Here is a 21,007-nt window from a genome sequence, read left to right on the forward strand (position 1 = left end):
GCCCGGGGCCCGGGCCGGGCGGCGGGTCAGTCCGTGTCGTCCCGGTACTCGTAGGCGTTGCCCTCCTCGGTCATGATCAGGGTCAGCGCGGTGCTCATCGCGCGGGCGGAGGCGACCCGGGCCCCGTACTCCTCGGGGGTGGACGGCGGGGTGAGCCTCAGCTCCTCGATGAGGTCCTCGACGGCCGCGATCTCCTCCCCGGCCTCCTCGTCCTCCCGGTAGTCGTCGAGCGCTTCGGCGGCGAGCAGTTCCAGGGCCTCCTTCAGGTCGCGGCCCAGCACCCGGGCCCCGCCCTCGGAGTCGGCGAACAGGACCGGCCGCCGCGGACCCCGGCCGCACAGGTAGTAGGTGCCGCCCGCGCCCTCGCTCGCGAAGGGCTCCAGCGGCTGCCCGCCGATCAGGTGCACCTCCTCCACGTGCTCGATGTCGTCGTCCGGCTCCATGTCGAGGACGGAGACCTCGTCGCCGAGCGCCCAGGGCTCCTCGTCCGGGCCGGTCAGCCAGGACGCCGCGGCCACCGGGTCGTCGGCGTCGGCGGGGACGAGGAGGGCCTCGCCGTCGCCCGGCCCGCCGGACCGGACGACCACCCGGGCCGGGCGGCCGAACAGCGGCTCGGGAAGGTCGTACAGGGCGAGTGAGGACGCGGGCTCGTCCGGGTCGGCGGTGGGCCCCGCCACCGGCTCCAGGCCCAGGTCGCGCACCATCCGCGCCCAGCCGAGGCGCTCGGCGGCGCACCGGCGCACGTCGCCCGCGTCGTGCCGGACCGTGCCCGGGCCGAGCTCGGCCTCCGCGCGCCGCCGGATCTCCTCGTCCGGCGCGAAGGCGATGTCCTCCGCCGTCCACCCGGGCACGATCGCGCTCGGCGGCATCTGGTGCGCGTGCCACAGGTGGACGCCGAACCCGTCGGCGAAGCGCACCGCGGGCCCGTCCGCGCGGTGGAGGCGTCCGCGGGCGTCGGTGTGGACCTCCACGGGCGGGTCGGTGGCCAGCAGTACCCCGTCGAAGGCCCACCATGGGCCCAGACCGGGGGCGATGGCCAGAAGGGGGTGGTCCTCCAGGGAGCCGCCCTCACGGCCCGGCGCCCCGAGCAGCAGCGCCGTCAGCACCGCCGCCGGGTCGTTCGGGTGGCGCACGCCCCTGACGACCTTCCCCCACCGGTCCTCGTCGTCGGGGGTCCGGGCGAGAACGGCCCCGGCCTCCGCCCGCGGGTCGGCGGGCAGGAGGGCGTCGGTGAGCGCGGCCACGGCCGTCTCCCGGACGCGGTCGGAGAACTCCGGGTCGGCCGGGTACCGGGCCTGGATCTGGGCCTGCTTCAGCACCCAGTAGCCCGCCCACGCCGGGCTGGGGACCAGGTCCCCGGCGGCGACGTGGAGGGCGGCCATCAGCCCTTGGGGGGTGTCCTCCGGAAGGAGGCGGCCGACGCGGATCACCCCCGCGAGCGGGTGCGGCGACGAGGTCTCTTCGGACGGGAGGGGCGTGCTGCGGCGGGCCCACTCCCCGGCGGCGGGGCTGTCGGCACGTTCGAGCTCCTTGCCGCCGAAGGCCAGCGTGTAGGCGGCGACCATGCCCGCCATGGGCGAGTCGAACCACACGATCAGCGGCGGCTCCATGCCCTGCTCCCGGTAGAGGCGGGCGAAGCCGTCCTCGACGGCCGCCCGGTCGGGGGTGGCGGCCCGTGTGTTCCACCGCTCGGCCAGTTCCCGCAGCGTGCGTCGGTCGTCGTCGGTGATCGGGTCCAAAGGCACGGGTGCTCCTCGCGTGAGGTCGTCTGAGACTTCTCGGACGGCACCGGGAGGAGGCGGGTTCCCCTGCGGTCGGGGATTCGGAGGGGAGCGGCGGCGGAGCCGCCACGCGGGCGCGGCGGGCGGCAACGCCGTCGGCCCGGAGCTCGCCCGGCTCGCCCCGGGCGAGCGGCCCGAGGTCTCCGCCGCCGAGTCGCGCAGGCCCGCCGCCCGGACCTTCACCACCGACGTCGCCGGGCTCTCCTGCTGCGCGGGCTGACCCCGGGGCCGCGCTCGTCGACGGCCGTCACCTCTTGACCTGGGTGACCCGCCACAGCCGCCGGGGCAGCTCGCCCTCCTCGAAGGCGTGGACCTCCTGCAGTTCCCAGCCGTCGGCCAGCGTGTCGACCAGGGCCCGGTCGAAGAAGTGCACCGCGAAGCCCCCGTGCTCGTAGATGTCGTCGCCGTGGGAGACACCCTGGCCGTAGTGGGCGTCGCCGGTGTGGCGGACCGAATAGACGAAGGCGCCGCCGGGCCTGAGGGTCCGGCGCACCTCCTGCACGAGTGCGCGGATGCGCTCGGTGCTCAGCGCCATGCACAGGAGCATGTGCGCCATGGCCCCGTCCAGGGAGGCGTCGGCGAAGGGCAGGGGGTCGCGCGCGTCATGCACGAGGGGATGCACCGATCCGCCGAGGCCGCGCTCGTCGGCGGCGGCCCGGAGCTGCTCCAGGCCGGTGGCGCTGAAGTCGGTGGCGGCCACCTGCAGACCCTGTCCGGCGAGCCAGAGCGCGTCGCGGCCGTGCCCGGCGCCCAGCTCGGCCACGGAGCGGGCGCCGCGCCCGGCGAACACGTCGGCCGCGTGCCGGGCGACCGCCGAGGGCTCGCTGCCGTACATGTGCGGGTTGCGGGAGTAGACCCGCGTCCAGTGGTCCTGCTGCTCCTCGCCGAGTTCCATCGCCGCCCCCTCGCCGAGCACGTCCTGGTACCGCCCGAGGGTATCTCGCACGTCGGAGAGGAAGCCCCCTGCCTCCTGCTTTAGTACCCTGAACACCTGGCAGACGGGCACGAGAGGGGGCGAGTCCGGCGCGAGCGCGCGGTGGGCACCATGTCGGCGGCGCTGCCGGTCCGCCTCCGAGACGGCGGTGCCCAGGCGTCGTGGGCCTCGGTTTGCAGAGGATGCAGTGAGTCGAGAAGCACGAGACATCGACAGCAAGTTCGACGATGAGGACTATCCCGCATACAGCATGGGGCGAGCGGCCGAGATGCTGGGCACGACCCCCGGTTTCCTCCGCAGCCTGGACAAGACCAAGGTGATCGCGCCTCTGCGCTCCTCCGGTGGGCACCGCCGGTATTCCCGCTACCAGCTGCGCATCGCGGCACGCGTCCGCGAGCTGGTCGACGGCGGTACGCCGTTGGAGGCCGCCTGCCGGATCGTCGTCCTGGAGGACCAGCTCGAGGAGGCGCAGCGCATCAACGCGGAGATGAGCGCCGAGCGCGACGGGTAGCCGGCCGGGCGGTCGGATGGGGCCGTGATGCGGCGGGCCGCGGTCCGCACCTCCCAGGTGCGGACCGCGGCCCGCCGGACGTCCGCGTTCTTTAGGCGGTAACGATGTTCTCCGCCTGCAGGCCCTTCTGGCCCTGGGTGACGTCGAAGGTCACCTTCTGGCCTTCAAGCAGCTCGCGGAAGCCGGTGGCGTTGATGTTCGAGTAGTGGGCGAAGACGTCGGAGCCGCCGTCCTCCTGCTCGATGAAGCCGAAGCCCTTTTCCGCGTTGAACCACTTGACGGTGCCAGTAGCCAAAATACTTCTCCTTCAGGGTGGTGTCCGGCGCCCGCACCTCGCGGGGCCGGAGTCGCCGCAATGATTACCCGTCCGGAAAACCGAATACCGCACAGCGCTCCAAGAGCTCGCCTGAGGCGCCGAAGTCTTTGGGAACCATGGCCGCAACCGGCTTCAACGCTAACACCGCAGCGGGGCACGACAAAGCGGTCTGCGGTTTCAATTTTTCCGGCCGAAAAATGGTGTCCGCGGCTCGTCGGAATATCTGGTACGGCCACCGGAGCTTTTCTGCGGCCGCCCGGACGCCTTCCCGGTCAGTAGCGGAACGGGGGATAGGTGAGGTAGCCGGTGTCGCCGCCCTGGTAGTAGAAGGACCGGTCGGCCTCCTCCAGGGGCAGGTCGGCGCGCAGGCGTTCGACCAGGTCCGGGTTGGCGATGAACGCGCGACCGAAGGAGACCAGGTCGGCGCCCAGGTCGAGCCAGTGCTCGGCCGCCTTCCGGTCCGCCGGTACGGGGCTCTGCGGGTCCGACGGGTTCACGATCAGCGTGCCCGGCCACGCGCGGCGCAGGCCCAGCAGCGTCGGCTCGTCGGCCGTGGCCTCCAGGTGGACGTAGGCGGGGCCGATCGGCGCCAGCGCGGCGAGCAGGGCGCCGTAGAGCCCGGGGACGTCCTCGTCGATCGCGTCCCAGATCCCGGCCCCGGGGGAGAGGCGGATGCCGACCCGCTCGGCGCCGACCGCCTCGACCGTCGCGGCCACGGCCTCGACGGCGAACCGGATCCGGCCTTCGACCGAGCCGCCGTAGGCGTCGGTGCGCAGGTTGGCGTTGGAGGAGAGGAACTGGCCGATCAGGTAGCCGTTCGCGCCGTGCAGCTCCACGCCGTCGAACCCGGCGTCGATCGCGCGTTCGGCCGCGGCGGCATAGGAGAGCGCCTCGGCCGCGGCCTCCTCGGTGCTCAGCGCGCGCGGGACCGGGGCGGGCCGGAGGCCGCCGGGGGTGAACACCCGGGCGTCGCGGGCGGCGACCGCCGACGGCCCCACGGGCCGCATCCCGGTCGTATCGGGGTGGCTGATCCGCCCGCCGTGCATGATCTGGGCGAAGATCCGGCCGCCGTTGGTGTGGACGGCGGAGGTGACCTGCCGCCACGAGGCGGTCTGCTCGTCGGTGTGCAGGCCGGGCGTTCCCGGATTGGACTGGCCGACCCGGTTGGGCTGGATCCCCTCGGACACGATCAGCCCGGCGGAGGCGCGCTGGGCGTAGTAGGCCGCCATGGAGGCGGTGGCCAGGCCGCGGTCCTCGGAGCGGACCCGCGTCATGGGCGCCATGACGACGCGGTTCGGCAGGCGCAGGCCGCCGAGGGAGGAGGCGTCGAACAGGGTGGCGGTACGGTCGCTGGTTCTCGTTTCGGTCATGCCGGTACGCTAAAAGCTGACATTGATGTGAGGGGCAAGGGTGAGGGGCGTGCTGTGGCCGGGGTCACGGCGGCGGCCCGCGGGAGGGCGAATGCGGATCGGTGAGCTGTCCGAGCGGTCGGGCGCGAGCGTCCGGTCGCTGCGCTACTACGAGGAGCAGGGGCTGCTCACCAGCGAGCGCAGCCCGAGCGGGCAGCGGCACTACGCCGAGGGCAGTGTGGACCGGGTGCGGTTCCTGCGGCGGCTGTTCGCGGCCGGGCTGTCCAGCCGCGCCATCGCCGAACTGCTCCCGTGCGTCGACGCGCCGAGCGCGCGGCACACCGACGAGGCATGGGAGCTGCTGGTCGCGGAGCGGGAGCGCTTGGACGCCCACATCGCCGATCTCCTGCGGACCAGGGACTCGCTGGACGAGGTCATCGAGGCCAACCGCCGCCACCGGGCGGGGGAGCACCGGCACCGGTGCGCCTCCGGAGAAGGGTCGGACCCCCGGTCTACGGCCGGGGCGGTGGAAGCAGGCCACGCATAGGGGGCATCGACGATGGGACGCACGCTCGCGCAGAAGACGGGGGTGCGGACGGGACACCGCCTGCTGGTGCTGGACGCGCCGGACGGCTATCCCGCTCGGCCAGGGGCACGGCGCGCCCGGCCCCGGTTCACTCCGCCATGGCCTCGCGGACCTTGGCGGTGTCCACGAACTGTTCGAAGCGCACGATGCGCCCGCCGCGGACGGTGAAGTGGTGGGCGACGCGCACGTCGAGGTCCTTGCCGGTGGCCTTGTTGGTGGCCGTGTAGCGGGCCAGGACCACGACGTTCTCGCCGTCGACGACGTAGGTGTCGTCGTGGGCCGTCCAGTCGTCCCACTCCTCGCTCAGCCGTTCCATCACGGCGGAGGTGACGCCTTCCGGGGTGCGGTAGGTGCCGGCCAGGGGGAAGCCCGCCATCTCGGTCCACTCGACGTCCACGGCCAGTGTGGCCCGCAGGGCCTCCAGGTCGCGGTTGGCGGAGGCGATGTACTGGCGCCGCACCACGTCGGCAGGGGCGGTGGAGTTCTGGAGGTCGCCGGATTCGGTCATGGCAGAGGCCTTTCGGGTCGAGTGCGGCTGCGAATGCGAACGGGCGGGGCGGCGGTCCGGTGCCGGTGCTTCCGGGGCCCGGCACCGGACCGCGGGACGGAAGCGGTCAGCCCCAGGACATCTCTCCCTTGGCGACCTTGGCGCCGAGCTGGGCCGCGATGAGCATCCCCGCGTCCGGGTAGAGGCCGACCATCGCATCGGTCAGCGCCTCGCCGCTGTCGGCCTTGCCGAGTTCGGCCTCGAAGGCGGTGAGGTAGTCGCGGGTGTAGGCGATGGGGCTCGCGTCGAGGGTGTCGGTCGGCAGCCGGTGGCCGGGGACGGCGAATGCGGGCTCCAGGGCCGACATCTCGTCGAGCACCTCGATCCACTCGGCGCGCTCCTGGGGCGTGGCGGTGTCGGCGACCCAGACGTGCTCGTTCTGGAAGAGCAGTACGCCGCCGACGATCGCCCGCTGCTCGGGCTGCCAGAGGTAGTGGCGGTCGTCCAGACCCGGGCGGCCGCCCTTGAGCTGGAACACGTGCCCCTCGAAGGCGATGTCGCCGGTCAGCTCGGCCATCTCGACCAGGCGGGTCGGGCGGTTCGCCCCCACGGCCTCCCACGCCTTGAGCTTGCCTTCGTAGGACTTCGCGATGTGCTCGATCACCGGCGGGGTGGCGACGATCTCGGCCTCGGGGAAGGCGTCGGCGACCACCTCGGCGCCCCAGTAGAAGTCGGGGTCGCCGTGGCTGATGAAGACCGTGGTCAGCTTCTTTCCGGAGTCGAGGATCTCGGCGGCCAGGCGGTGGCCGTCGGCGCGGGTGAACCCGGCGTCGACCAGGAACGCCTGCTCCTCGCCGGTGATCAGGGTGGCCGTCTTGTTCTTGGAGCCGGCCGGGAAGGTCAGGTCGAAGACCCGGTAGTCGAGCGTGCTCATGGCTGTGCCTTCCGTGTGTGACTGGGATGGACGGGTGGAGCGGAGTCGGGCAGGGGGAGGGGCGTCAGGACGCGGTGGACAGGGCCTCAAGGCGCCGGTCGATCTCGTCGGCGTCGGCGCGGCCGACGGCGAGCCGCGTCGCGCGACCGCCGTCGAGGGCCAGGAGGGTGGGGTAGGCGTCGACCCCCAGTGCGGCCGACCGTGCGAAGTCGGCCTCGGCGGCGGCCTTCGACTCCGGTGCGGAGAGCGCGTCGACGACGGCGTCCGCGTCCAGGCCGGCCGCCTCGGCGACCGTGCGGTAGGTCGCCGGGTCGGACAGGCTCATGCCGTCCATGTAGAACGCGCGCTGCACCGCGGCGACCAGTTCCACGGCGCGGTCGGGCGCGATCCGCCTCAGCGCCGCCACGCCCCGGGCGGCGGCCTCGGAGTCCATGACGAACGAGCCGTCCGCGATCAGCCGGGCGTAACCGTCGCCGAACGGCACCCCGGTCAGCTCGGTGATCCTGGCGTTGGCGGCCTGGACGTATCCGAACTCCCTGATCGGTACGCGGCGCGAGCCGGTGAACAGGCCGCCGGAGACCACCTCCACCTCCAGGCCGGGGTGGCGCCGGACGACCTCGGCCAGGGTGGGGGCGAAACCGTACGACCATCCGCAGTAGGCGTCGAAGGCGTAGACGAGCTTCATGGGGTGGGGTCCCTCCCGGTTGCGGGCCCGCGTCCAGCGGACCATTTGCCTGAGAGAACAGTATCTTGCTAGGCAGATATTTCCCAGTGTGGAGATTATTGAGTGGGGTGGATCACCGTCCGAAGGCCGCCCGGGGCGGTCCGGAACCAGCGGGAGCTCGAACACCGGGCGGCCGGGCTCCTGCTCAATGCGGCCGTCCGCACGGCGGCGCGAGGCCGGCGTCCGCCGCCTGCTCGTCCGCCGTGACCTGCGCCTTCCGTGTCAATCGTGCCCCCTGCCCTCCGCCTCGCGGCGCAGGCGCGCCGCCGCCCGCGGCCCGGTCTCCCGTCAGCGCGGGTCCGTAGGGCGTGAACCGGGCCCCGGCTCGGTGCCGTCAGCACCCCCATGGGGAAGCCGGGCGACCAGGAGGTTGATGAAGTCGGCCACCGCAGGACTCCTGTGGCGGCCGATCATCGTCTGGATCTGGGCGCGGCGCTGGTCGAAGACGGGGTGGGTCAGCGGGACGTGGACCAGGTCACCGTCCGGATCACCGTCCATTCCCAGACCGCTGACCAGGGCCACTCCTCCGCCGGAGCGGACGAACGCGTAGACCGGGGCCAACCGGTCGCACTCCAGGACGACGGTGGCCTCCACCCGTTCGATGCGCGCGGCGATGTCGAACAGCTCGCGCTGGCTGGCGCCCTCGGCCGACAGGGCGAGCGGGTGGCCGCACAGTTCCGCGAAGCCGACCCGGGGTCGGCGGGCCAGGGGGTGGTCCCCCCGCACCGCGGCGAAGGTGGGCACCACGGCCGAGTGGTCGACGCACACGTCCTCCTGCCGTCCGAGGGCGAAGGTGGCGGCCACGTCGGCGTCCCCTTCGGCCACGCGGCGGGTCGCCTCCTCGCGGCCGGTGACGTCGAGGCGGAAGGTGACCGCGGGGTGGATCCGCCGCAGCTGGGACATCGCCTGCGGCACCACGGAATGCGCGAAGCCTTCGGTGCAGGCGACGGCGATCCTGCGGAACCCGGCGGGGTCCAGGGCGCGCAGCTCGGCCAACAGCGCCGAGGCGTCCAGTTCGCTGCGGTGGACGTGGGCCAGCAGTCGGCGACCGGCCTCGGTGAGTGTCATCCCCCGGGGGTGCCGGTGGAACAGCGGCCGTCCGATCTCCGACTCCAGCTTGGCGATCTGCCGGCTGATGGAGGAGGGCGTGATGTGGTGGTTGTCCGCTGCGACGGTGATCGAACCGGTCTGGGCGACCTCACGGAAGTAGCGCAGGGCGGCGGGGACGAGGGGCACCGTGAACCACCGGCATCGTTGCGTCGACTGCAAGGCAGGCGCCGAAAATCGGCAATGGTCATCACTGTACGCCCGCGGTTAGTCTCCTGGCACACCTGCAGCACGACCAGGGGCAATGGATTTGGACCGCACCACCGCCACCGCAGCGGCCAGGGAGTACCTCGACTCCGGGGCGTTCTTCGCCGAGCTCTCGGGACTCGTCGCCTACCCCACGGAAAGCCGACGCCCCGAAGGCGGCGTTGCGTTGAAGGCATACCTGTGCGACGCGCTGGGGCCGATCCTCGAAGAGCTGGGGTGCACGGTCACCCTCGCCGCCAACCCCGTCGGCGTCGGCGGCCCGTTCCTCATCGCCACCCGCGTCGAAGACGAGCAGCGGCCCACCGTGGTGTGCTACGGGCACGCCGACGTCGTCGACGGCCAGGCGGGCCGGTGGGGCGACGGCCGGGACCCGTGGACCCTCACCGCCGTCGGGGACCGCTGGTACGGCCGGGGCACGGCCGACAACAAGGGCCAGCACCTGATCAACCTCGCCGCGCTCCGGGCGGTTCTGGCCGTACGGGGGCGCCTGGGGTTCAACCTCACGATGCTCTTCGAGACGGGCGAAGAGATCGGCTCGCCGGGCCTGGCCGAGTTCGTCCGCGCCCACCGGGACGAGCTCCGGGCCGACGTGCTGATCGCCTCGGACGGCCCCCGGCTCACCGCCTCGACCCCCACCCTGTTCCTCGGCGCGCGCGGCGGGGCCACCATCGAGCTCGACGCGGACCTCCGTCCCGCCGACCACCATTCGGGCAACTGGGGCGGGGTGCTGCGCAACGCCGCCACCACCCTCACCGGTGCCGTCGGCACGCTGGTCGACGGGCACGGCGGCATCACCTGCCCCGCGCTGCTCCCCGAGCGCCTGCCGGACTCGGTCCGCACCGCACTGTCCCGGGTCCACATCGCCGCGTGCCCGGACGGGGAGGCGATCGACACCGCCTGGGCCGACCCCGCGCTCACACCGGCCGAACGGCTGTACGGGTGGAACACGGTGGAGGTCATCGCGCTCGACGCCGGGAACGCCGCCGCCCCGGTCAACGCGATCCCCGGCCGTGCCCGCGCCGTGCTCCAACTGCGGTTCGTGGTCGGTACCGACCTCGACGGCATGGCCCGGTCCCTGCGCGCCCATCTCGACGCCCAGGGCTACCCCATGGTCGGCGTGCGCATCCCCCAGACGTTCCCCGCCAGCCGCACCGACCCCGACCACCCGTGGGTGCACTGGGCGGCCGCCTCGCTGGAACGCAGTGTCGGCGGGCCCGTGACCGTCCTGCCCAACATCGGCGGCTCCCTGCCCAACCACGTGTTCACCGACATCCTGCGGGTGCCCACGATCTGGATGCCGCACTCCTACCCCGGCTGCCGACAGCACGCACCCGACGAACACCTGCTGGTGAGCGTGGCCCGCCAGGGCCTGGAGATGGCCGCGGGACTGTTCCACGACCTGGGGGCGGCGGACGAAGGGAGTGCGCCGCCCCCGCCGGCGTCCCCGCAATGACGCCGACGGCCGGCTCGCCCACGACACCCGTCCCACGCTGACCCCCGCCCCCCGTCCTTGGGAGAACCATGTCGCCCGCCGCGCCCCCGTCCCCGTCGCCGGACTCCAGCGTCCCGGCGCCCGCCACGCGACCGGTCCGCGTGATCGCGGCGGCCACCATCGGAAACGCCCTGGAATGGTTCGACATCGCGATCTATGCGATGCTCGCCATCTACATCGGCCGCGTCTTCTTCCCCGACGCCGACCCCGGCGTCCAGCTCGTGCAGGCCTTCGGCGTGTTCGGCGTCACCTACCTGATCCGTCCCCTGGGCGGGCTGCTGCTGGGCTCCTACGCCGACCGTCGGGGGCGCAAGAAGGCCCTGGTCCTGAGCATCCGGCTGATGGTCGTGGGGACCGGCATGATCGTCGTCATGCCCGGCTACGACACCATCGGCCTGTTCGCGCCGCTGGGCATCGTGGCGGCACGCCTCGTCCAGGGGTTCGCGGCCGGTGGCGAGTTCGGCGCGGCCACATCGCTGCTCGTCGAGCAGAACGGCCGACGGCGCGGCTTCCTCGGCAGCTTCCAGTTCGCCAGCCAGGGCATGGCGACGCTCCTCGCGGCGGGGTTCGCCGCCGGGCTGACCGCGCTGCTGTCGGAGGCGGACATGACGGCGTGGGGGTGGCGCATCCCCTTCGCCTTCGGCCTGCTCGTGGGGCCGGTCGGCTACTACATCCGCCGCCATGTCGACGACTCCCCGGCGATGGCCGACCCCGACGACGGCGCGAAGCGGGTGTCCTCCCAGCTCGGTGGGTTGTTCCGGTACCAGTGGGGCGGGCTGCTGATCGCGGGCGGTGTGCTCGTGGTGTCCACCGCGCTGAATTTCATCCTGCAGTACCTGCCGACGTTCGGCATCAGCGAGCTGGGCCTCTCCCCCTCCTCCTCGTTCCTGGCCCTGGTGATCACCGGCGCGATCCTCACCTTCGTCACACCGCTCGTCGGCCAGGCCGGCGACATGGTCGGCCGCGTCAGGATCATGCTTCCCGCCGCCCTGCTGATCGGGGCCTCGGTCGTCCCGCTGTTCCTGTGGCTCACCGCGGCCCGCACCTTCGGTGTGCTGGTGGCCGTGATGGTCGTCCTGGGCCTGCTGAAGGCGGTGTACTTCGGGGCACTGCCCTCGGTGATGGCCGACGCCTTCCCGGTCCGAGCGCGTGCCACCGGCCTGTCGTTCAGCTACAACACCACCGTTGCGGTGTTCGGGGGGTTCACCCCGACGATCGCGGCCGCGCTGGTGGCCACCACGGGCCGACAGGAGTCACCCGGCTACTACCTGCTGGCCGTCTCCTTCGTGACCGTCGCCGCCCTCTTCGCAGCGGTGCGGTGGCGCGGCATCCGCTGAGAACACGAGATGGAGGCCCGAATCGAACCGGACCTCCACAGCATGTGCCGAAGGTCGGTGTCCGAGGGGGCCTGTCAGCGGAGGGGCCGCGGCCAAGCGTCCGGGCGGATGGTCCACGCCCACGGGCTCGCCGCTGCTTCGCCCCAGGTCGCCCAGGCCGTGTACGGCTGACCTACGGACACCGGCACGCCGCACAGCGGGCACTCGGACTCGGTCTGTGACGACACGGAGGAGGAGCCCTGGCGACTGAGGTCGCGGGGGTCGAGATACACGGTGTCGTCCTCGTAGCAGACGAGGCGTACACCTCCGCAGCACAGGAACCTGTAGAGCGCGAAATCCTCGTCACCACAACACCCGGCACCGCGCCCGTAGATCGCGGTGTAGTCCATGGCGGCATCGGTGAGGAATCGGTCCGGCACGTTGGACGCTCCCTGTCTCGTCGGCCGTTGCCACACATCCTGCACATCGTGCGAGTGATCGCCGAACCCCGGCAGGAGGGCGGAACGGACGGCGTGGTGCGGCGGACGGCCGAGGAGAGGGCCGCCGAGTGCGACGAGGACCCGGCCCGCTACCGCCAGGCCCCGGAGGCAGGGACCGGCCCCGGTGTCGTCTCAGCGTAGATGCGACCTTCTGCGACCAGGGCCGGGCGTGCGGTCCAGTGTCCGAACCGACGCCCGGCCGGTGCCGCGGTGCCTACGCAAAGGCGGGCGCGACCTCCTTGATGAACAGTTCGAGGGACCGGCGCTTCTCCTCGTGCGGCAGGCCGTTGTCGATCCAGAAGCCGTACTCGTCGATGCCCAGCTCCTCATAGCGGCGCAGCCGCTCGACGACCTCGTCCGGGGTGCCGATCATCGCGGTCCGCCGCAGGGACTCCGGCTCGAACTCCGGGCGTCCCTCGAACTTCGACACCGCGCTCGGTTCGAGGAAACCGTTCTCCGGCGTCCGGTCGTTGCCGAACCAGGCGTCGAAGGTGCGGTAGTAGCGCTGGACGGCCTCCGCCGCCGGGCGCCAGCCGTCGGGGTCCTGAGGGCTGTGCACGTGGGTGTGCCGCAGCACCATGAGCTCGGGCCTCGGTACCTCGGGGTGGTCGCCGACCGCGGTCTCGAACTTGTCGACGAGGTTCTCGACCTCCTCGATCCCCTTCATCAGGGGCGTGACCATCACGTTGCACCCGTTGGCGACGGCGAAGTCGTGCGAGGCGGGGTCGCGGGCGGCGATCCACATCGGCGGGGTCGGCTGCTGCACCGGCTTGGGCACGCTGGTGGAGGTGGGGAACTGCCAGATGTCCCCGTCGTGGGCGTGGTCGCCCTGCCAAAGCGCGCGGACGGCCGGGACCAGCTCCCGGAGGTACCGTCCGCCGTCGCCCGCCGGCAGACCGCCCGCGAGGCGGTCGAACTCGAACTGGTGGGCGCCCCGCGCCAGGCCGATCTCGGCTCGGCCNTGCGGCCTCGCCGGCGGCCCTGATCGGGTTCCAGAACGGGGCGACGATGGTGCCCGCGCCGAGCCGGATGGTGGAGGTGCGTGCCGCCAGGTAGGCCAGTTGCGGAATGGGGCTGGGAGAGGCGACGAACTCCATGGAGTGGTGCTCGCCGATCCACACCGTGCTGAAGCCGCCCGCTTCGGCGATCTGCACGAGTTCGGTCAGGTCCTCGAACTGCCGGGAAGGGCTCACGCTCTCGTCCCAGCGTTCCATGTGCGCGAACAAGGAGAATCTCACTGCTGCTCCAGATGTGCGGTGTGGGCGGGGCGCCCGGGGACGGCGCCGTCGTTCTGTCGTCCGGCGCTGTGGCCGGCCCCGCTCGCGGAATCCATCTCGGCGAGGGTCACGTCACCGGTGGCCCAGTGCGTCCGCGGCACCTCTCGGACGACGACACGGACGTACTCCGGCCTGGTTCCGGTGGTGCGGACCACCGCTGCGTGCACTTCGCGTATCAGGTCCCGGAGCTGAGCCGCGGTGCGTCCTTCGGCGAGGGCGATGTCGACCTGCGGCATCTCAGCTCCGCAGCACGAAGGGGTCGGCCACGGGCTCATCGCTGGTGTTGATCCAGACGCTCTTGAGCCGCGTGTACTCCTTCATGGTCTCGGTGCCGTGCTCGACACCGGCTCCACTGGCCTTGAAGCCCTGGCGCGGGGACATCGGCGACATGGCCCGGTAGGTGTTGACCCACACGGTCCCCGCGTCCAGGCGCGCGGCCATCCGGTGGGCCCGCCCCAGGCTGCCGGTCCACACCCCCGCCGCGAGGCCGTACTCGGTGTCGTTCGCGAGGCGGGTGACCTCCTCCTCGGTGTCGAACGGCATGATCGCGAGGACGGGGCCGAAGACCTCCTCCCGGACGACGCGCATGCCGTTGTCCACGTCGACCAGGATGGTCGGCTCGTAGAAGTATCCGCCGAGGCCGCCGTCCGAGGGACGGCCTCCGGTGAGGACGTGGGCCCCTTCGCTGCGCCCCAGGTCGACGTATCCGGCGACCTTGTCCCGCTGCGCCTCGAACGCCAGCGGGCCGATCTCGGTGGTGTCCTCCATCGGGTCGCCCATGCGGATGCGCTTCGCCCGCTCGGCCACGCGCTCCAGCAGCTCGTCGTAGACCGAACGATGGGCGAACACGCGGCTGCCGGCGATGCAGGTCTGGCCCGCTGCGGCGAAGATTCCGGCGACGACCCCCATGGCGGCGTTCGGGATGTCCGCGTCCTCGAACACGATGTTGGGCGACTTGCCGCCCAGCTCCAGGGTCGAGCCGACGAATCGGCCCGCTGCGGCCGCTGCGATGCGGGAGCCCGTCGCGGTGCTGCCGGTGAACGAGATCTTCGCGAGGTCGCGGTGGTCGGCGAGCGCCTGTCCGGCCTCGGCCCCGAGACCGGTGACCACGTTGACCGCACCGGCGGGCAGGCCCGCCTCGATCGCGAGTTCCCCCAGCCGCAGCACGGAGGCCGAGGTGTGCTCGGAGGGCTTGACCACGACGGTGTTCCCGGCACAGAGCGCGGGAGCCAGCTTGCTGCTGGTCAGAGTCAGCGGAGAGTTCCACGGGGTGATGGCCCCCACGACGCCGAGCGGCTCCCGGCTCGTGTAGTTCAGTACCGCCCGGTCGGAGGTCGGCACGACGTCGCCGTGGATCTTGTCGGCCAGACCGGCGTAGTAGTGGTAGTACTCGGGCAGGGCGGCGAGCTGCCCGCGCATCTCGCGCAGCAGCTTGCCGTTGTCCCGCGTCTCCATGCGGGCGAGCTCCTCGGCGTTCTCGGCGATGAGGTCGCCGAGTCGGCGCAGGAGGTGTCCCCGCCGGGTCTGGCTGAGGTCGCGCCAGCGCGGGTCTTCGAACGTCCGCTTCGCCGCGGCCACGGCGCGCTCGATGTCGGCGGCGCCGCCCCGGGCCGCCCGGTAGAGCGGTCTGCGCGTCGCCGGGTTCGTGCTCTCGAAGTGGTCTCCGGAGGCGGGCTCGGCCTGCTCGCCGCCGATGAGATGGCTCAGCTTCTTCACGTCAGGCATGGGCGTTGTCTCCGATGAGGGCGGTGACGTGGTCGGCCACGGCCTCGGGCCGCTGGACCGGGAGCATGTGGCGTGTTCCGGGCACGATGGCGGCCCTGCAGTTCGGCAGGGCGGCCGCGAGCCGACGGGTCATCTCGGGCGTCGACCCCGGGTCGTCCCCACCGGTGACCGCCACGGCGGGTGCGGTGATCCGGTGCAGGTCGGGGCCGAGCTCGGCGTCGGCGGTCGCGAACACGCGGTAGCAGTTGTGGAAGGACTCCACGTCGTTGGCGCGCAGGGTCGCTTCGGTGCGGCTCACCCACTCGGCGCCGACGCCGGTGCCCGCGTACCACCGGCGCAGTGACGCGGAGACCGCCGCCTCGAAGTCGGTGCGCGCCAGGCGGAGCCGTTCGAGCACCTTCTCCCGTTCCGCCGGCGTGCGCCTGCACACCGAGCTCACCGAGGTCAGTGACGCGACGAGTTCCGGCCTGTGCACAGCCAGGTACTGCGCCACGAGTGCGCCGAGGGAGAAGCCGACGACGTGGGCCCCGGGAGGGATCTCCGCCGCGGCGTCGAGCGCCAGGTGCTCCAGGGCGGTGCCCGCCGCGGCAGGCTTGTTCCGCCCGTGGCCCAGCAGGTCGGGTGTGACGAGGGTGAAACGGTCGGCCAGCACCTCGGCGGTGGGCTCCCACATCGTGTGGTCGAGCCCGACACCGTGCAAGAGCACGACGGTGGGCTTGCTCATGACCGGTCCTGCTCGGTCGAGAAGGCCGCGAGCCGCTGCTGGGGGCGGCCCTGCGCGGCGGCCGCCAGCGCGACGACGATCTCCTGCGGGTGCGGTGCGTCGGCGATCCGGACCTCCACCGTCTGGTGGTGGGAGCGGATCGTCGCGTCGGTGACGTGCTTGAGCGGGATGTCGAACACGATCCCGGCCGGGCCGCGCTTCTCGACCGCGGGAAGGAGCGTGGTGGCGTCCGCGGCCTTGCGGAAGTGGTCCCCGAAGGCGAGGGTGTGGATGAGCGCGGACCCGTGCTCGATCTCTCCGTCGAGGCCGACGATCGCGGCCTTGCCGTAGGCCTCGGCCGGGGCCCCGAGCTCCTCCAGCACCGCGGGCGCGAGCAGCGCGCCGAGGTCCGATGCGGTCGCGTCGATCCCCGGGCCGAGATCCTCGACGAAGCCCTGTCCGGCCCACGGGTTCCGGATCACGGCCGCGACGACGGCGACGGTGGCCGGGGGGCTGACCGCGCGCCCGCCCTCGGCCCGGACCTCTTCGACGACGGTGACGATCTTGCGGATGTTCATGACGGTGATCCCTCCAGGATCTCGGCGGTGACGACCGGGTCGGTCCTGCGGTCTCCGATCCGGGGGTGCGGGCGTGGGCCGGTGGACGCGGCCGCGATGACGACGATCTCGTCGGCCCGGGGGGCGTCGGGGACGCGTGCGCTGATGGTCTGGTAGTGGCTGCGCGTCGCGGCGTGCGTCTTGTGCCAGAGGGGGACGACCAACGACTCGCCCGCCTCGGCCCGCGTGTCGGCGAAGCAGATGATCGACTCGCCGTGGAGCGCCTCCCGGACCAGGTTGCCGAAGTAGGGCGTGTGGATGAGCGCTCCGGCGTGCTCGATCTCGCCGGCGGTGCCGACGATCGCCGCCTTCCCGAACGCCTCGATCCCGTGCACCGGGCCGAGCGCGTTCACAAGCCGGTCGCAGAGCAGTCCGGCCAGCACGGGACCGATCCGCTCCTGCTCATCTCGGAGGTCGGCGAGCGGCGCCGTGCCGAACCACGGATTGCGGATGACGGCGGCGACGCTGGCGCGCCGCGCCGGCCGGTCCGGCGCCACCTCGGCCTCGGTGACGACGACATCGCGGTAGGTCACCAGTTTGCGGACGCGGACCGGTTCAACCGAGGGCGCGCCACCAATCTCTTGCATGCAAGGAACGTTAGATATCCGTGCCGTGTGAGTCAAGATAAGTCTGCCGCCATCGCCACCATGTTGGATGGGTCGGGTTCATAGCCTCTTTGAACTGCGTGATCACTATGCCGATGTCGATCGGGGCGTGGATTTCCGTGTGGTGCTTGACATGTGGCCTGTGACGTGGCTTACCGTTTCTTGTATGCCAGCGCCGTCCGGCGAGCGGCTTGTACGGCAGTGCGGTTCGAGGCCCGACTCAGGGAGTGTCATGTCCAGACAGCTACACGGGGGTCCGGAACCGGACCTCGCGGCGGCACCGGAGAACGGCCCCCCGGGCGGGGGCGGGAGGCTCGGCTCCGTCTTCTGGACGTCGGTCGCCGTCGCGGCGGTCTTCATCGCCTGGGCGACCCTGTTCACCGAGAACCTCAACAGCGTCACGGAGTCGTCCCTGAACTGGGTCACCTCGTCGTTCGGTTGGAGTTACCTGCTCGTCACCCTCGGCATCCTCGTCTTCCTGGTGTTCCTCGCCTTCAGCCCCGCGGGCCGCATCCGGCTCGGCAAGGACTCCGACAGGCCGGAGTTCTCCACCCCGGCCTGGCTCGCGATGCTCCTCGGCGCCGTGATGGGCATCGGCCTGATCTCCTACGGCGTCGCCGAGCCCATCTCGCACCTGGCGACACCGCCCCACGGCCTCGCCGAGCCGAACACCCCCGATGCCGCGGTGCGCGCGCTGCAGTACTCCTACTTCGACTGGGGCCTGCACGCCTGGGGCGTCTTCGCCGTGTTCGGCCTTGCGATCGCCTACTCGACCTACCGCAAGGGGCGCCGCCCCCTGGTGAGCCAACTGTTCACCCCGCTCCTGGGCGACAGGGCCAACGGCCCGATCGGCAAGGCGATCGACGTGCTCGCGGTGTTCGCGACGCTCTTCGGCACGGCCACGTCCCTGGGGCTGGGGGCGCTCCAGATCAACAACGGGCTGGGCCGGCTGTTCGGGATCCCCGTCGGCTCCGTCGCCCAGGTGCTCATCGTCGCCGCCGTCACCGCGGTGTTCACCGTGTCGGCCGTCAGCGGCATCGACCGGGGCATCAAGATGCTGAGTTTCACCAGCGGCACCCTGGCGATCGCGATGTTCGTGTTCATGCTGATCGTCGGCCCGACCGTCTTCATCGCCAACCTCTACATCGAGTCGATCGGCGTGTGGGCCGGCGACTTCCTCCGGATGAGCCTGCAGGGCACCGCCTTCGGCGGGCTGGAGTGGATGCAGTGGTGGACCTATTTCATGCTGGCCTGGTGGGTGGCGTGGGGCGCGTTCGTCGGCATCTTCCTCGCCCGGATCTCCCGCGGCCGCACGATCCGCGGGTTCATCACCGGGGTCCTGACTGTCCCGAGTCTGGCCTTCTTCACCTGGTTCGCGGTGTTCGGCGGCTCGGCCATCCACGTGGACCTGTTCCGAGGCGGGGACATCGCCGACCAGACCGCGGCCGACCTCGGGAACGCCTTCTTCGCGACGCTCGAGCAGTACCCCCTGCCGACGGCCACCTCGGCGGTCGCCGTCCTGCTCGCGGTGATCTTCTTCGTGACCAGCGCGGACTCCAACACCTACGTGCTGGGGTCGATGACCTCCCACGGCTCACTCGCCCCGCGCCGCCCCGTTCTCGTCCTCTGGGGCGTCCTCACCGGCGGCACCGCGGTCACGCTGATGCTCGCCGACGGCCTCGACGCGCTCCAGAACACCGTGATCATCACCTCGCTGCCCTTCCTGGTGATCATCGCCGGCGTCGCGGTGTCCTTCTGGAAGGACCTGGCGACGGAACGGCGGGGCGGGGCCGCCGGCACACCCGACACGACCCCCGAGACGGAAGAGGAGGCGGAGGCCGATGCCGCACACTGACACCCGGCGCGCGCACATCGAGAAGGTCTGGGCGGCGGCGTGGAACCACGGGGACGTCGACGCGCTCGACGAACTGCTCGCCGACGGCTACCTCCGCCACGGCCGGGAACCGCACCCCCAGGACCTGCGCATGTTCAAGGCGTCGATCGCCGCCACCCGTTCGGCGTTCCCCGACCTGACCACCGTGCTCGACGACGTCGTCATCGAGGGCGACCGGGCCGCGGTCCGCTGGCACAGCACCGGCACCCATGAGGGCGCACTCCTGGGTGTCCCCGCCACCCGGCGACGCGTCGAGGTCGCCGGAGCGACCTTCGCGCGCTTCGACGGAGCGCTCATCGCCGAGGAGTTCGTGACCTGGGACCCCCGGGCCCTGCTCTCGGCGCTGGGGATCATCGCCGTCGGACAGGACTGATCAGCGGCACGACAAGGAGCACCCTTATGCCCACGCTTCCGGCGACCCCCGACACCGCCCTGATGAAGCAGGTCAACCGGCGTTTCGTCACCGGCGTCACCGTCGTGGCCGCGATGGACGGCGGCACCCCGAAGGGCCTGGCGGTCAACGCCTTCTCCAGCATCTCGCTGGAACCGCCGACGGTCATGGTGTGTGTCCAGCGGTCCTCCTCCACCCACGACTGCCTGTTCAGGACGGACCACATGGCGATCAACATCCTGTCGACGGCACAGCTCGACGTGGTCCAGCGCTTCGCGGCCAAGTCCGACGACAAGTTCGCCGGACTCGACTGGACGCACGGCCCCTTCGGAAGTCCGCTGATCGCGCGCAGCGCCGCGCGGATGGAGACCGAGATCCGTGAACGGCTCCAGGCCAGCACGCACACGGTGTTCATCTGCCGAGTGGTCCACGCCGAGGTCACCGACGATGCCCCGATGGTCTACAGCGCCGGCGGATTCGTCGACGGTGGGGCGCTCCCGCCTTTGGGATGATCAGGCATACGACCGCGACATCGAGGAGCAGCCCAGTGACTCAGGAAGCGGGCGGATCGGCCACCACGTCGATCCAGGCCAAGGTCATCGCCGAGATGCGCGCACGCATCATCGGCGGTGAGGTCGACCCGGGCGCGCCACTCTCGGAGCTCGCTCTGGCCGACGAGTTCGGCGTCAGCCGCACCCCGGTCCGCGAGGCGTTCAAGCAGCTCCAGACCGAGGGCCTGGTCGAGATCCGGCCACGGGTGGGCACCTTCGTCACCACTCCGTCCCGGCGCGAGATCACCGAGCTCTTCGAGATGAAGGAACTCCTCGAGGGCGCCGCCGCCCGCCTCCTGGCCCAGCGGGGCCGGGTCCCCGAGGTCGACCGCCTCCGGAACAACCTCAGGGAGGCCGACGCGGCCGTGGCGCGCGACGACCGCGAGCACTACGCGAAACTGGTCGGGGAGTTCCACGACCTTCTGATCACCGGGGCGGACAACAGCAAACTCGAGGCGCACTACAAGACGCTGATGAACCAACTGGCCTACCCCCGGCTGGTGAAGACCTCCCTGGACCAGCCGGGGCGGCCGCTGCAGTCCGACCGCGAGCACCACCTGGTACTCGAGCTGATCATCGAGAAGGACGGCGATAGCGCCGAACAGGTCATGCGCGAGCACGTCCGGGCCAGCCGCCGCGCCCTCCTGGCCGGACTCCCGGCTCCCGGCCCCGGCCCATCGACCGATCCCGCCAGGACCTGATCAGGAACCTGGCGAGCGCACGGACCGCCGGGCGTCACCGGCTCCGCCGTTGGGCCGCGGCGTAGCCGAGTCCGGCTCTGTTGGTGATCGTGCGCACCGCGCCGATCCGGCCATCGGTGACGTCGACGGCGACGAACTCCTCGGCCCGCGCGACCTGGACCTCGGCCGCACCCGCCGAGCCCCCCCGAGTGCGGCCGAGCACGTCCGCGGATCCGTCCCGGCCCCGCTCGTACCGGCTCGCACCCGCTCCGGAGCCGCACCGGGGACCGCACCGCCGATCGTGCCGGGCACGCCCGCGG

The 21,007-nt window shown here is 71.9% G+C and carries 26 protein-coding genes and 1 pseudogene; 10 read left to right on the forward strand and 17 right to left on the reverse strand.

Translation table 11 applies throughout. From position 1 onward, the window contains the following. Window positions 1-26 precede the first annotated feature (26 nt). Window positions 27-1,745, reverse strand: a complete 1,719-nt coding sequence (locus D476_RS35750) for a DUF6745 domain-containing protein (protein WP_152529412.1) — start codon at window positions 1,743-1,745, stop codon at window positions 27-29. Between the two features lie 13 nt (window positions 1,746-1,758). Here D476_RS35750 and D476_RS37600 point away from each other — a divergent pair, with 13 nt between their 5' ends. Next, window positions 1,759-2,001, forward strand: coding sequence for a hypothetical protein (locus D476_RS37600; protein WP_152529413.1), 243 nt, complete (start codon window positions 1,759-1,761; stop codon window positions 1,999-2,001). A 27-nt stretch (window positions 2,002-2,028) separates the two neighbouring features. On the opposite strand, the gene D476_RS0122690 is transcribed toward D476_RS37600, so the two are convergent. Further along, window positions 2,029-2,727: a class I SAM-dependent methyltransferase gene (locus D476_RS0122690; protein ID WP_017626215.1), complete on the reverse strand. Its 699-nt coding sequence runs from the start codon at window positions 2,725-2,727 to the stop codon at window positions 2,029-2,031. A gap of 175 nt (window positions 2,728-2,902) precedes the next feature. On the opposite strand from D476_RS0122690, the gene D476_RS0122695 reads away from it, so the two are divergent. Beyond that, complete coding sequence (locus tag D476_RS0122695) at window positions 2,903-3,226, forward strand: MerR family transcriptional regulator (RefSeq protein WP_026123766.1); 324 nt, start codon at window positions 2,903-2,905, stop codon at window positions 3,224-3,226. Window positions 3,227-3,317: 91 nt separating this feature from the next. On the opposite strand, the gene D476_RS0122700 is transcribed toward D476_RS0122695, so the two are convergent. Next, window positions 3,318-3,521, reverse strand: coding sequence for a cold-shock protein (locus tag D476_RS0122700; protein WP_017626217.1), 204 nt, complete (start codon window positions 3,519-3,521; stop codon window positions 3,318-3,320). Window positions 3,522-3,814: 293 nt separating this feature from the next. Further along, entirely contained in the window at window positions 3,815-4,912 is a 1,098-nt protein-coding gene (locus D476_RS0122705; RefSeq protein ID WP_017626218.1) for an alkene reductase, read from the reverse strand. Window positions 4,913-5,003: 91 nt separating this feature from the next. On the opposite strand from D476_RS0122705, the gene D476_RS34235 reads away from it, so the two are divergent. Then, window positions 5,004-5,438: a MerR family transcriptional regulator gene (locus D476_RS34235; RefSeq protein ID WP_017626219.1), complete on the forward strand. Its 435-nt coding sequence runs from the start codon at window positions 5,004-5,006 to the stop codon at window positions 5,436-5,438. Window positions 5,439-5,565: 127 nt separating this feature from the next. On the opposite strand, the gene D476_RS0122715 is transcribed toward D476_RS34235, so the two are convergent. The 4 genes from D476_RS0122715 to D476_RS0122730 all read right to left on the reverse strand — a co-directional run bounded on the left by D476_RS0122715 (window position 5,566) and on the right by D476_RS0122730 (window position 8,858). Beyond that, window positions 5,566-5,985: a nuclear transport factor 2 family protein gene (locus D476_RS0122715; protein ID WP_017626220.1), complete on the reverse strand. Its 420-nt coding sequence runs from the start codon at window positions 5,983-5,985 to the stop codon at window positions 5,566-5,568. A 106-nt stretch (window positions 5,986-6,091) separates the two neighbouring features. Further along, window positions 6,092-6,898 (reverse strand): MBL fold metallo-hydrolase, encoded by an 807-nt coding sequence (locus D476_RS0122720; protein WP_017626221.1) that lies wholly within the window; start codon window positions 6,896-6,898, stop codon window positions 6,092-6,094. 64 nt (window positions 6,899-6,962) lie between these two features. Next, a complete protein-coding gene (locus D476_RS0122725; protein ID WP_017626222.1) occupies window positions 6,963-7,583 on the reverse strand; it encodes a DsbA family protein in 621 nt (206 codons plus the stop codon). Window positions 7,584-7,910: 327 nt separating this feature from the next. Beyond that, window positions 7,911-8,858, reverse strand: a complete 948-nt coding sequence (locus D476_RS0122730) for a LysR family transcriptional regulator (protein WP_017626223.1) — start codon at window positions 8,856-8,858, stop codon at window positions 7,911-7,913. A 115-nt stretch (window positions 8,859-8,973) separates the two neighbouring features. Between D476_RS0122730 and D476_RS0122735 the strand changes: the two genes are divergently transcribed. Together D476_RS0122735 and D476_RS0122740 are read left to right on the forward strand one after the other, a co-directional pair. Then, window positions 8,974-10,389, forward strand: a complete 1,416-nt coding sequence (locus D476_RS0122735) for a M20 family metallopeptidase (protein ID WP_017626224.1) — start codon at window positions 8,974-8,976, stop codon at window positions 10,387-10,389. Between the two features lie 68 nt (window positions 10,390-10,457). Next, on the forward strand, window positions 10,458-11,765 hold the full coding sequence (locus D476_RS0122740; RefSeq protein ID WP_017626225.1) for an MFS transporter: 1,308 nt from the start codon (window positions 10,458-10,460) through the stop codon (window positions 11,763-11,765). A 74-nt stretch (window positions 11,766-11,839) separates the two neighbouring features. Here the strand turns inward: D476_RS0122740 and D476_RS0122745 are convergent, their stop codons facing one another. Further along, complete coding sequence (locus D476_RS0122745; protein WP_017626226.1) at window positions 11,840-12,184, reverse strand: hypothetical protein; 345 nt, start codon at window positions 12,182-12,184, stop codon at window positions 11,840-11,842. Between the two features lie 48 nt (window positions 12,185-12,232). Here D476_RS0122745 and D476_RS38030 point away from each other — a divergent pair, with 48 nt between their 5' ends. Then, entirely contained in the window at window positions 12,233-12,385 is a 153-nt protein-coding gene (locus tag D476_RS38030) for a hypothetical protein (RefSeq protein WP_160167452.1), read from the forward strand. 73 nt (window positions 12,386-12,458) lie between these two features. Here the strand turns inward: D476_RS38030 and D476_RS34240 are convergent, their stop codons facing one another. The 7 genes and pseudogenes from D476_RS34240 to D476_RS0122780 all read right to left on the reverse strand — a co-directional run bounded on the left by D476_RS34240 (window position 12,459) and on the right by D476_RS0122780 (window position 17,153). Continuing rightward, window positions 12,459-13,193 (reverse strand): LLM class flavin-dependent oxidoreductase, encoded by a 735-nt coding sequence (locus D476_RS34240; protein WP_204367011.1) that lies wholly within the window; start codon window positions 13,191-13,193, stop codon window positions 12,459-12,461. 25 nt (window positions 13,194-13,218) lie between these two features. Next, window positions 13,219-13,482: pseudogene (locus D476_RS40170) on the reverse strand (LLM class flavin-dependent oxidoreductase); the annotation flags it as partial. Continuing rightward, a complete protein-coding gene (locus D476_RS34245) occupies window positions 13,479-13,757 on the reverse strand; it encodes a tautomerase family protein (RefSeq protein WP_017626230.1) in 279 nt (92 codons plus the stop codon). The pseudogene D476_RS40170 and the gene D476_RS34245, both read right to left, overlap by 4 nt. 1 nt (window position 13,758) lies before the next feature. Then, window positions 13,759-15,246: an aldehyde dehydrogenase gene (locus tag D476_RS0122765; RefSeq protein WP_017626231.1), complete on the reverse strand. Its 1,488-nt coding sequence runs from the start codon at window positions 15,244-15,246 to the stop codon at window positions 13,759-13,761. After that, a complete protein-coding gene (locus D476_RS0122770; RefSeq protein WP_017626232.1) occupies window positions 15,239-15,970 on the reverse strand; it encodes an alpha/beta fold hydrolase in 732 nt (243 codons plus the stop codon). Before D476_RS0122770 ends, D476_RS0122765 begins: the two co-directional genes overlap by 8 nt. Then, window positions 15,967-16,527, reverse strand: coding sequence for an amino acid synthesis family protein (locus D476_RS0122775; protein WP_017626233.1), 561 nt, complete (start codon window positions 16,525-16,527; stop codon window positions 15,967-15,969). The genes D476_RS0122770 and D476_RS0122775 overlap by 4 nt, the downstream gene beginning before the upstream one ends. After that, window positions 16,524-17,153, reverse strand: coding sequence for an amino acid synthesis family protein (locus D476_RS0122780; protein WP_026123767.1), 630 nt, complete (start codon window positions 17,151-17,153; stop codon window positions 16,524-16,526). The genes D476_RS0122775 and D476_RS0122780 overlap by 4 nt, the downstream gene beginning before the upstream one ends. 250 nt (window positions 17,154-17,403) lie before the next feature. On the opposite strand from D476_RS0122780, the gene D476_RS0122785 reads away from it, so the two are divergent. The 4 genes from D476_RS0122785 to D476_RS0122800 are packed head-to-tail and all read left to right on the forward strand — an operon-like array spanning window position 17,404 to window position 20,708. Continuing rightward, window positions 17,404-19,026: a BCCT family transporter gene (locus tag D476_RS0122785; RefSeq protein WP_017626235.1), complete on the forward strand. Its 1,623-nt coding sequence runs from the start codon at window positions 17,404-17,406 to the stop codon at window positions 19,024-19,026. After that, entirely contained in the window at window positions 19,013-19,438 is a 426-nt protein-coding gene (locus tag D476_RS0122790) for an ester cyclase (RefSeq protein ID WP_017626236.1), read from the forward strand. The genes D476_RS0122785 and D476_RS0122790 overlap by 14 nt, the downstream gene beginning before the upstream one ends. 26 nt (window positions 19,439-19,464) lie before the next feature. Beyond that, window positions 19,465-19,968: a flavin reductase family protein gene (locus D476_RS0122795; RefSeq protein ID WP_017626237.1), complete on the forward strand. Its 504-nt coding sequence runs from the start codon at window positions 19,465-19,467 to the stop codon at window positions 19,966-19,968. Between the two features lie 35 nt (window positions 19,969-20,003). Next, window positions 20,004-20,708 (forward strand): GntR family transcriptional regulator, encoded by a 705-nt coding sequence (locus tag D476_RS0122800; protein ID WP_017626238.1) that lies wholly within the window; start codon window positions 20,004-20,006, stop codon window positions 20,706-20,708. Window positions 20,709-20,742: 34 nt separating this feature from the next. Here the strand turns inward: D476_RS0122800 and D476_RS38570 are convergent. Beyond that, the coding region (locus D476_RS38570) for a hypothetical protein (protein ID WP_204367010.1) at window positions 20,743-21,007 on the reverse strand (265 nt) is incomplete at its 5' end.

The sequence above is a fragment of the Nocardiopsis chromatogenes YIM 90109 genome (assembly GCF_000341185.1).
GTDB lineage: Bacteria > Actinomycetota > Actinomycetes > Streptosporangiales > Streptosporangiaceae > Nocardiopsis_A > Nocardiopsis_A chromatogenes.